11 protein-coding genes and 1 pseudogene are annotated in these 9,015 nt (G+C 72.2%); 5 read left to right on the plus strand and 7 right to left on the minus strand.

Annotation, left to right across the window (positions count from 1 at the left end):
* Positions 1 to 171 precede the first annotated feature (171 nt).
* Both G4D87_RS27720 and G4D87_RS27725 read left to right on the plus strand, forming a co-directional pair.
* Positions 172 to 444, plus strand: coding sequence for a GIY-YIG nuclease family protein (locus G4D87_RS27720; RefSeq protein WP_205507747.1), 273 nt, complete (start codon positions 172 to 174; stop codon positions 442 to 444).
* 82 nt (positions 445 to 526) lie between these two features.
* Entirely contained in the window at positions 527 to 910 is a 384-nt protein-coding gene (locus G4D87_RS27725; protein WP_240358659.1) for a PKD domain-containing protein, read from the plus strand.
* Positions 911 to 927: 17 nt separating this feature from the next.
* Here G4D87_RS27725 and G4D87_RS27730 read toward each other — a convergent pair whose 3' ends face one another.
* Positions 928 to 1,242 (minus strand): hypothetical protein, encoded by a 315-nt coding sequence (locus tag G4D87_RS27730; RefSeq protein ID WP_163785627.1) that lies wholly within the window; start codon positions 1,240 to 1,242, stop codon positions 928 to 930.
* Positions 1,243 to 1,274: 32 nt separating this feature from the next.
* On the opposite strand from G4D87_RS27730, the gene G4D87_RS27735 reads away from it, so the two are divergent.
* Positions 1,275 to 1,613 (plus strand): hypothetical protein, encoded by a 339-nt coding sequence (locus tag G4D87_RS27735; RefSeq protein ID WP_163785628.1) that lies wholly within the window; start codon positions 1,275 to 1,277, stop codon positions 1,611 to 1,613.
* Positions 1,614 to 1,641: 28 nt separating this feature from the next.
* Positions 1,642 to 2,067 (plus strand): hypothetical protein, encoded by a 426-nt coding sequence (locus G4D87_RS27740; RefSeq protein WP_240358661.1) that lies wholly within the window; start codon positions 1,642 to 1,644, stop codon positions 2,065 to 2,067.
* 17 nt (positions 2,068 to 2,084) lie between these two features.
* Here G4D87_RS27740 and G4D87_RS27745 read toward each other — a convergent pair whose 3' ends face one another.
* The 6 genes from G4D87_RS27745 to G4D87_RS27770 all read right to left on the minus strand — a co-directional run bounded on the left by G4D87_RS27745 (position 2,085) and on the right by G4D87_RS27770 (position 8,172).
* A complete protein-coding gene (locus G4D87_RS27745) occupies positions 2,085 to 2,777 on the minus strand; it encodes a radical SAM protein (protein ID WP_163785640.1) in 693 nt (230 codons plus the stop codon).
* A gap of 89 nt (positions 2,778 to 2,866) precedes the next feature.
* Positions 2,867 to 3,700 (minus strand): NAD(+) diphosphatase, encoded by an 834-nt coding sequence (nudC, locus tag G4D87_RS27750; RefSeq protein WP_163785642.1) that lies wholly within the window; start codon positions 3,698 to 3,700, stop codon positions 2,867 to 2,869.
* 74 nt (positions 3,701 to 3,774) lie between these two features.
* Entirely contained in the window at positions 3,775 to 4,161 is a 387-nt protein-coding gene (gene gloA / locus G4D87_RS27755) for a lactoylglutathione lyase (RefSeq protein WP_163785644.1), read from the minus strand.
* 64 nt (positions 4,162 to 4,225) lie between these two features.
* The gene (locus G4D87_RS27760) at positions 4,226 to 6,553 is read right to left on the minus strand and encodes a glycosyltransferase family protein (RefSeq protein ID WP_163785646.1); all 2,328 of its coding nucleotides are present in this window, start codon (positions 6,551 to 6,553) and stop codon (positions 4,226 to 4,228) included.
* Positions 6,554 to 6,572: 19 nt separating this feature from the next.
* Complete coding sequence (locus tag G4D87_RS27765; protein ID WP_163785647.1) at positions 6,573 to 6,965, minus strand: hypothetical protein; 393 nt, start codon at positions 6,963 to 6,965, stop codon at positions 6,573 to 6,575.
* Between the two features lie 19 nt (positions 6,966 to 6,984).
* Positions 6,985 to 8,172 carry an NAD(P)H-dependent flavin oxidoreductase gene (locus G4D87_RS27770; protein WP_163785650.1) on the minus strand — a complete coding sequence of 396 codons (1,188 nt, stop codon included), beginning with the start codon at positions 8,170 to 8,172 and terminating at the stop codon, positions 6,985 to 6,987.
* A gap of 234 nt (positions 8,173 to 8,406) precedes the next feature.
* On the opposite strand from G4D87_RS27770, the pseudogene G4D87_RS40300 reads away from it, so the two are divergent.
* A pseudogene (locus tag G4D87_RS40300) lies at positions 8,407 to 8,901 on the plus strand (transposase); the annotation flags it as partial.
* Positions 8,902 to 9,015: the final 114 nt, after the last annotated feature.

Consider the following 9,015-nt stretch of genomic DNA (forward strand, 5'->3'; position numbering starts at 1 on the left):
TTCTAATAGTTTTTTTTTATAATGAAAAAGAGAACACCGAGATCTACACTTCTAGCTTCGTCGGCAGCGTCAGCTGTGTATAAGAGACAGGGGCGGGGGCGCCGCGGTTGCGGCTTCAGGGCCTCCGGCCTCGCTGCGCGGGGTGAGACGGCGGTCCCCGGGGGCGGTAGAGTGCGGCGCGCCGTGCCGGACGAATCGCCCTCGTGGACTGTCTACATCCTGCGCTGCCATGACGGCACGCTGTACACCGGCGCCACCAGCAACCTGGAGCGCCGGCTGGCCACCCATGGCCGGGGGCGCGGTGCTGCGTACACGCGGGCGCGGCTGCCCGTCACCCTGGTGTGGAGCGAGGCCGCGGGGGACCGCGGCGCGGCGCTCCGGCGGGAGGCCGCCATCAAGCGGCTGTCACGCGCGGAGAAGCTGCGCCTGCTGGGGCGCCCCTGAGCGCCTGTATCACGCCGGTGGGGCAATACCTCCCCTGATGCAGGCGCGTTACTCTGGCGCCACCATGCAAAGGGGCCGGCTCATGTCTCACTCGTACTCGAAGGTGTTCGGGGCGTTGGTGCTGTTGGGGCTCGGGGTGTCCTGCCGGGCCAACCACCCGCCCGAGGTCTCCACGGGGCCGCGGCCTTCGCCGCAGGTCGTCGCGGCGGGGGGCGAGGTGTCCTTCGTCTTCGAGGTCGAAGACCCGGACGGGGACGCCATGACCTACCAGTGGAAGCAGCTCCCGGCGCAGCCCGCGGGCACCTTCAGCGATGTGAACGCGCGCAACCCCATCTGGGTGGCGCCCGAGGTGTCGGAGACGACGAACTTCGCCATCATGGTCACCGTGCAGGACAGTGAGGGGGGTGGCATCGTGGCCCAGGGCCCCGGCGTCATCGTCCACGCGGCGGCGTCCCAGTCGCCCTGAGCGCCGTGGGCCGCGCGTCAGGGGGTGGCGCGCGGCGCCGTGGGGGGCGGCGTCTGGCTGGCCTGCCCCCGCGCCCGCTGGTGGGTGCGGCGCACGAAGAGCCCGCCCAGGATGAGGAAGAGGCCCGCGCCCGAGCCCCCGCCGATGACCTGGTACGAAATCAGGTCCGCGGACGTCTGGCGGATGACCTCGGGCAGGTTGCACATCGTCTGGGTGGCGTAGGGCGTCTCGTTGTTCCAGCCCAGGTAGTGGGGCCCCAGCCAGGAGGCGACCACGACGCCCAGCAGGGCGCCGGCGAGGACGAAGTTGAGCAGCGTCTTGGCGGCGTTCATCGGCAGGCACCTCGGCTGGTTGACGTCGGGGCGTGCTTAATATGTGCACGCCAGCGCCGCAAAGCGTGGAACGTGTTAAGGGGGGAAACGTGCCGCTGCTCCCGCTCGCCATCCTGTTCGCCGCGCTCGCGCTGGGCTGCGCCGCCACCCTGCTCGTCCACGCCTTCCGGCGGAGCGTGGGCACGGGGGTGATGGTGCTGCTGATTCCCTGCTACATGCCCTTCTACGCCTTCAGCCAGTTCGAGCACCGGCGCAAGGGCCTCATCGTCGCGGGCTTCATGGCCAGCACCGTGCTGGCCGCCGTGTTCCTGGGGCTGGGCCTGCACAGCCTGTCGGCGCTGGCCTCGCGCTCGCCGCCCACGGGCTTCTGACGGCGGGGCGCCCGGCGTGGAAGGCCGCGTGCGCACACCCGTCGGCGCCATCTGCGCCACCCACCCGGACGAGGCCGCGGTGGCCACGTGCACGCGCTGCGGCGGCTTCCTGTGCGGGGACTGCACGGAGCTGGTGGGTGAGGCCCCCTACTGCGCGCCCTGCGTGGCGGTGCTGCGCCGGGAGGCGCGTCCTTCGCGGGTGATTCGGGTGGCGCTGGCGCTCAACGTGGCGGGGCTGGTGTGCCTGCCGTGCTCGCTGGCGTTGCCGCTGCCCACGCTGGTGGCGGGGCTGGCCGGCGTGGTGCTGGGCCTGCGGGAGCTGCGGCGCATCGCCCGGGGCGAGGGCGCCGAGCGCGGGCGGACGCTGGCGCGGGTGACGACGGGGCTCGGCTGGCTGAACCTGGGGCTGGCCTCGAGCTGGCTGGCCGTCGTCTTCTTTGGCTTCGGGTCCTGAGGGCCGAAGCGCCGCGCTCACACGCCGCGCGCGTTCGGGTCCCACAGGTACTTGTGCATCTGCAGCTGGAAGCGCACGGCGAGCCTGTCCTCGATGACCCACTCGGCGAGCTCGCGTGGGTGGAGCTTGTCGAACACGGTGGAGAACAGGGTACCGTAGGGCTTCTGGAGCAGCTGGTGCTCGGCGATGAGCGCCTTGGCCCAGTCGTAGTCCTCGCGCGAGCCGATGACGAACTTCAGCTCGTCGTTGGCGTTCATCGACGTGAAGTTGCGGTAGTCGTTGCGCAGGTGCTCTCCGGACGAGGGCGTCTTCATGTCGACGATTTTGTGCACCGCCGGAGGCACCAGCCGCACGTCGATGGCGCCGCTCGTCTCCAGCAGCACCTTGAAGCCGGCGTCGAGCAGCGCCTCCATCAGCGGGTAGACGCCGGGCTGGAGCAGGGGCTCGCCGCCAGTGACTTCCACCATGGGCGTGCGCAGGCCCCGCACCTCGCTGACGATGTCCGCGATTTTCCGGCGCGCGCCGCCGTGGAAGGCGAACTCGCTGTCGCAGTAGGTGCAGCGCAGGTGGCAGCCCGTGAGGCGGATGAAGGCGCACAGCAGCCCGGCGTGGGAGGACTCACCCTGGACGCTGAGGTAGATTTCCTTCACCACCACGGAGTCCGCGGTGGGGACGCGTCGGGGCTCGATGTGTGGGCGCGCTGCGGGCATGGCGTCTTCGCTGATTCGGGGGAGGGGCGCTTCAACCCCAACCTGCCGCGCCAGGTCAAGCGCGGCCTGCTGCCTCGCCCGAGGAGCACTCAAGGGGCGGCGGGGCCCTTCACGCGCTCGACGAAGGCGTCGATGAGCTGCCGGGCGATGCTGAGCTTCGGGGGGATGCGGGGCAGGTGGTCCGGGCTGAACCAGTGCGCCTCGGAGATTTCCTTGCGGTCCACGGTGATGTCGCCGCCCGCGTGCTCGGCGGTGAAGCCCACCATCAGCGAGCGGCCGAAGGGCCACGGCTGCGAGCCGAAGTAGCGGACGTTCTTCACGTCGATGCCGACCTCCTCCTTCACCTCGCGCGCGACGCACTCCTCCAGCGACTCGCCCGGCTCCACGAAGCCGGCGAGCGTGCTGAACATGGGCTCCGGAAACTGGGCGTTTTGCGCCAGCAGCATCGTGTCGCCGCGGGTGACGAGGACGATGATGGCGGGGGCGATGCGGGGATAGAAGGGCGTCTTGTCCACCGGGCAGCGGCGGGCGCGCTCTCCCGCGACCAGCAGGGTGGGCTGTCCGCACCGGCCGCAGAAGCGGTGGGTGAGGTCCCACTCGACAATCGCGAGCGCGCGGCCCGCCACGGCGAAGCGGGCGTCATCCACGCGCTTGAAGAGCGAGCGGGCGGCGACGACCTTGTAGCCGTCGGGCGGGACGAAGTCCTTGGCGAACCCCGCCGCGTAGCAGTCCACGCCGTCCAGCGCCCCCAGGTAGTGCGCGGCGGCGGCGAGCTCCGGGAAGGCCGCGCCGGTGGGGATGGCGATGCCGTCCGCGTGCTCCTGGACGAGCACGTCCATGCCCCGGGCGAGGAAGAGCAGGGCGCCCTCGCGTGGCCGGTCGGGTGGGGTGTGGTCGGGGACGAAGAGGGGTGCGGAGCTCACGGCGCCACACTAACGGGCCTGGGCCGGATGTGCAGGCGTTGCGTGAGCTTCGGGCCTGGGACGGCGCGGTGGGCTCAGTGGTCCTTCTGGATGAGCTCCACCTTGTAGCCGTCCGGGTCCTCGACGAAGGCGATGACGGTGGTGCCGTGCTTCATGGGGCCAGGCTCGCGCACCACTTTGCCACCGGCCTGCCGGATGGCCTCGCACGTCCCATGGATGTCACTGACGCCCAGGGCGATGTGGCCGTAGGCCGTGCCGAGCTCGTACTTCTCGACGCCCCAGTTGTGCGTGAGCTCCAGCGCGGGGTGGGTGTCCTCGGGGCCGAAGCCCACGAAGGCCAGGGTGAACTTGCCGTCCGGGTAGTCGTGGCGGCGCAGCAACTTCATGCCGATGACCCGGGTATAGAAGTCGAGCGAGCGCTCGAGGTCACCGACGCGGAGCATGGTGTGGAGGATTCGCATGCGCGCTTCATAACGCCATCATCGCGTCGCGTCATGCGTCCCTACCGCCCACTGCCCCGGGGACTCAGGGCGTCTCCTCGGACTGTGCCTTGGGCGGCACCGTGAGTGTGCCCACCTCGACATGGGACGGCGTCAGCGGCTCGCCGTCCGCGCCCCGTCCGCCGATGCGGGAGCCATCTCCCCCGGCGTGCCACAGGCCCACCAGGACCTTCCGCTCGCCCGCGTCCCAGTCCTTCGTGGACACCGAGAAGGCGTCCCGCAGGAGCGTGTCCCGGGGCGCCTCGGCGAAGAAGTAGGTGCCGCCCAGCACCGGGTGGTCCGCGTTCTTCCGCTTGCTGCCCGGCGGGCCGGGGAAGTGGACGAAGATGCCCGCGGAGCGAGGCACCGGCCCGGTGACGCGCCAGTAGAGCACCAGGTGGAGCAGCCCCTCCGCGTCCGGTGCCGACGGCAGCTCCGCGCCCACCAGCTCCACCGGCACGTCGAACCGCGCGCCTACGGGCTTCGCGGTGGGCGGCAGCGACGCCACGCGCATCGGCGAGCCATCCGCGTTGAGGGGCGCCGCGCGCGCCAGCGGCTCCGGTGACGTCGCCAGCAGCACGCCCCAGACCACCAGCGGCACCGTGGCCACGCCGATGGCCGCGGGCCCCAGCCGCCCGCGCAGCCGCCAGGCCACGAAGCCCAGGCCCAGCCACGCGAGCGCGGAGACCCCCGCGCCGCCCAGGCCGGAGCGTGGCAGGAAGCGCAGCACCACGCGGTGCGTCCCTTCCGCCACGCGCACGCCGAGCAGCCCGTCCTGGGACACCACCTGGCCCTCCGAGGACTTCCAGCCCGGGTGCCAGTTCTGGTTCACCAGCAGCACGGTGGGCCGCGTGGCCGTCACGTCCACCGTGACGCGGTTGGGGGTCCACTCCACGCGGCGCGCGGAGCCCGCGGAGGCGTCCTCCAGGTACTCCTCCTGGGGCAGGTCGCCGCGCAGGCGCTCGGACATGGGCACCGGCCACGCCTCGCCGCAGGCGATGGAGCCCCGGTTGAGCGCCAGGAAGTAGCCCTGGGCCCAGCGGTTGCCGCGCGCCTGGGCGAAGGGGCGCTCCGCCTCCTCGGGAACCGGGCCGGGCGAGGGCACCACCTGCGACCAGCGGCTGAGCCGGTCGAAGGCGCGCACCTGGAAGCCCCAGCCCACGGCGATGACGACGCAGGCCACCGCCGCCGCGGTGGGCCACCAGGACGTCCCTGTGCGCGCGGCCGGCACGCGCCACACGCGCACCAGCAGCACGGCGAGCCCCAGCGCCACCAGCTCCGCCAGGAAGAGCCCGGCGGGCACGAGGAAGCGCTCCGGATAGCGCAGCGTCCCGAAGATGGGCAGCAGCCGCAGCGCGCCGAACAGCGAGGGCGCCGCGGCGTAGCCGGCCGCCATCCACACGCACAGCGCCGCCAGCACCGCGGGGTACAGCGCGCGGCGCCAGGCCCACGCGGCCAGCGGAACCAGCGCGAGCACCGCGGGCGCGAGGAAGAAGTTGCCCGGGTCGCTGTAGCCGGAGCGCGCCGGCATCTGGAGCAGCATGCGCGCCAGCTCCTCCGCGGCGTTGCCCGGCGTGCCCGCCATGATGCGCGGCGCCGAGCGCATGGTCTCCACCAACGGCCACAGCCGGAACGCGCAGGCGCCCAGGGTCAACACGGCAGTGGCGCCCAGCGCCCACAGGGCCGCCTTGCGCCGGGGCGTCCCGCGCAGGCCGTGCAGCGTGCGCCCGGCCTCCAGCGCGACGAAGAGCGCGCCCATGGGGACGGGGTACGTGCCGCCGAAGCCCAGCAGCACCGCGAAGGTGCCGGCCACCACCGCGGCGCCGCGAAGGCTGCCCTCCGCCGCGCGGCGCGTGCCCCACAGCAGCCAGGGCAGCAGCAGGAAGCCCGCGAAGTTGAGCCAGCCAATGGACCATGACAGCGCGGTGAAGCCCGCCAGGCCGAACAGCGGCGCCGCGCCGAGCGCCCCCAGCGCGGAGCCCACGCGCCGCCGGGCGTAGTGGAAGAAGCCCTCCATGCCGAGCACGAGGAAGGCCCACAGCAGCAGCGGTTCCGCCGTCCGCGCGCCCAGGAGCGCGGACACGAGCAGCGTGGGAGACGCCACCCGCGTCTGCGGGCTGCCCAGCGCGTACTGGCCGCCGCAGGCCCACGGGTTCCACAGCGGGAGCTGCCCGTAGTGCGTCACCGTGCGCGTCCCCGCGTCCTCGTAGGAGTGCAGCAGGTGCGCGTCGCGGAAGTCATTCATGCCTCCGGCCTGCTGCAGCGGACGCCAGGCGGCGGCCAGCGCCAGCGCGGCGAACAGGGCCAGCCGCACGCTGGTGAGGGTGGCGGCGCGGTGGGCGAAGCGGAGCAGCCTGCGGGGAGGAGGCATCATGGGCGGTGGGCGCCGGAGCTCAGTCGTAGAAGGGGCGGGGCTTGCAGGGGCTGGCGGTGGCCTTGCGCGGGGGCAACACGGGCTGGCCGTGCAGCTCCTCGTCGATGGCGCCCAGGACGTCCGTCACCGGCACGCGGCGGCGGCGGGCCTCGTCCAGCGCCCACTGGCGCTCGGACGCGCCGAAGTCATCGTCCTGGGACCAGCGGTCGCCGGGAAAGGACTGGCGCGACTTGCGGCGCCACTCCGGCTCCTGGCTCGCGGCGGCGCGGCCTACCTGCTCGCGCTCGGCCGCGCTCAGGGCGCGCTCGCGCGGCGGCAGCTCGGCCGTGGAGGCGCGCACCACCGCGGTGGCGCCGCACAGCGCGAAAGCCAGCCAGCCGACCTGTGCCGTTCGACGCCACCTCGCACCCATGAGGGCGCTCTACTCCAATTCAGCCCCGGCCGTCCTCATCCGCGTCGGCGTCCAGGCCATGCGGATCCGCGAGCACCCGGCGCGCGCGCTCCATCATCTCCACCACAATCTGTCCGGCGGGCAGGACGCTCTCGATGCGCGCCATGCTGGCGCCGCTGGCGGGCATGGCCATCTCCTCCAGGTCCCCTTCGGTGTCGGGGGTGGGCACGAAGGCGCTGTGCGGTGGCACGTCGACAAGGGGGCCGCCTGGGATGCCGGGGAACAGCCGGGTGGTGCCGATGCGCTTCGCGGTCGCCATGGGCATGGGCGCGCGGCCCTCGCGTCCCGTCCACTCGCGCACCACGCCGTTGCGCAGCACGCGCATGCGGTGGCCCGGCCACTCCCGGCCGAAGACGGTGGTGACGTCCGAGTCCCCCGCGTCCCCGTCGACGATGCGCTGCTTGTAGGCCGGGTGGGCGTGCGCTTCCACGGAGGCCACCATGCGCGTGCCCACCCAGACGCCGTCCGCGCCATGGAAGAGGGCGCGCGCCGCGCTGAGCCCGTCGGCGATGCCGCCCGCGGCCAGCACCGGCACCGAGTCCGTCAGCGCGCGCAGCTCGCGCACCAGCGCCAGGGTGGGCGTGGTGCTCTGGTTGAGTCCGGACGCCTGCCGGCCCTGCGCGATGAGCCCGTCCACGCCCAGCGCCAGGGCCAGCTGGGCCACCTCGCCCGAGGGCGCCTGGACCCAGACCCGGCTGCCCGCGGCCCGCAGCGTCGCCACCCACTCCGAGGGCGGCATGCCGCCTTGGAAGGCGACGATGGGCACGCGCCGGGCGACGCACGCCTCGATGTGCTCGCGCGTGGTGGGGTGCCGGCCATCCCGTGGGACCAGGAGGAAGTTCACGCCGAACGGCCGCTGCGTGCCTGCTTGGATGGCCTGGAGCCGGACATCCAGGACGTCCGCTGGCTCCGGCGCGGCGCCGAGCATGCCCACGCCGCCCGCCTCGGACACGGCGATGACCAGCGGCGGCAACGCCACGAAGGCCATGCCGTCGCTGACGAACGGATACTTCACCCCCAGCTCGCGCGTCAGCCGCGTGTGCAGGGTGTTGCCTTCCAGGACATAAATCGGAGGCCGCCGGAGCTCCGGACCCGAATCACCGTGCTCGTCTTCGGGCTCGGCTTCACGGGAAGAGGGCGGGGAACGTCCGTCATTCGCTCCGTTCATCGGGTCTCCTGAAGCTGGCGGGCTCTTCGGCTTCTTCAAGGTTACCAGCAACCCCGCTGTTCTAGAGGCGGGGAGCGGAAGAGAGCCCTCCAGGCTGGTTGCCGGGCAACAACCGAGCGCGGGGCTTGGTGAGAGTACGGGACTTGAACCCGTGGGTGGGGCGATAGCAAACCCCAGGTAGGACGCACTGTTACCCGCTATCGCCTTGAGCTCACGTCGGTTCGTTGTGCCGCCCTAGCCCCGTCTCGCCCCATTTATTGGATGAAGCGCCCGCTGCCGGACGGCACAACGCACCTGCTCTTCACCGGGCTGGAACTGTTACGGCGTGTAGCGTCCCTGGTACCTCCGCCTCGGGCAAACCTCACGAGATTCCACGGCGTCTTCGCTCCAGGCGTCAGACTGCGGCCATTTCTGGTCCCTCAAGCAGGTGCGCAGGAGGCGAGCGCGGGGCTTGAGGCAGCGGCCGGGAAGGAGCGGACACCGCGAGTGGACTTTCGCCGAGTTGCTCAGGAGGACGTTCGACTTCGACGTGTTCGCCTGCGTGAGGTGTGGAGGCAGGCGGCGGGTGTTGGCGTATGTGAAGGGGGCCCCCGGGGTGCTGGCGATTGTGGAGCACCTGGGCTTGCCCACGGCATGTGCGAGGTTGGCCCCGGCACGAGGGCCGCTCCAGGCCGTGTGGTGTTGAGGCGCAAGACAGCCAACAGGCAAAGGCTCCTGCCACGCACTTGATGGGAGCGCGGCCTGGACAGGCGTGTGCCCCAAGGGGGCTCAAGCGGCCTGTCCACCGGCCGGGAGCATCGCTCGGGCGGCCCCGTCAGCGGCCCTCCTCGGCCCCTCTGCAAC

Origin of the sequence: Myxococcus vastator, assembly GCF_010894475.1 — a bacterium.
In the GTDB taxonomy this organism is placed as follows: domain Bacteria; phylum Myxococcota; class Myxococcia; order Myxococcales; family Myxococcaceae; genus Myxococcus; species Myxococcus vastator.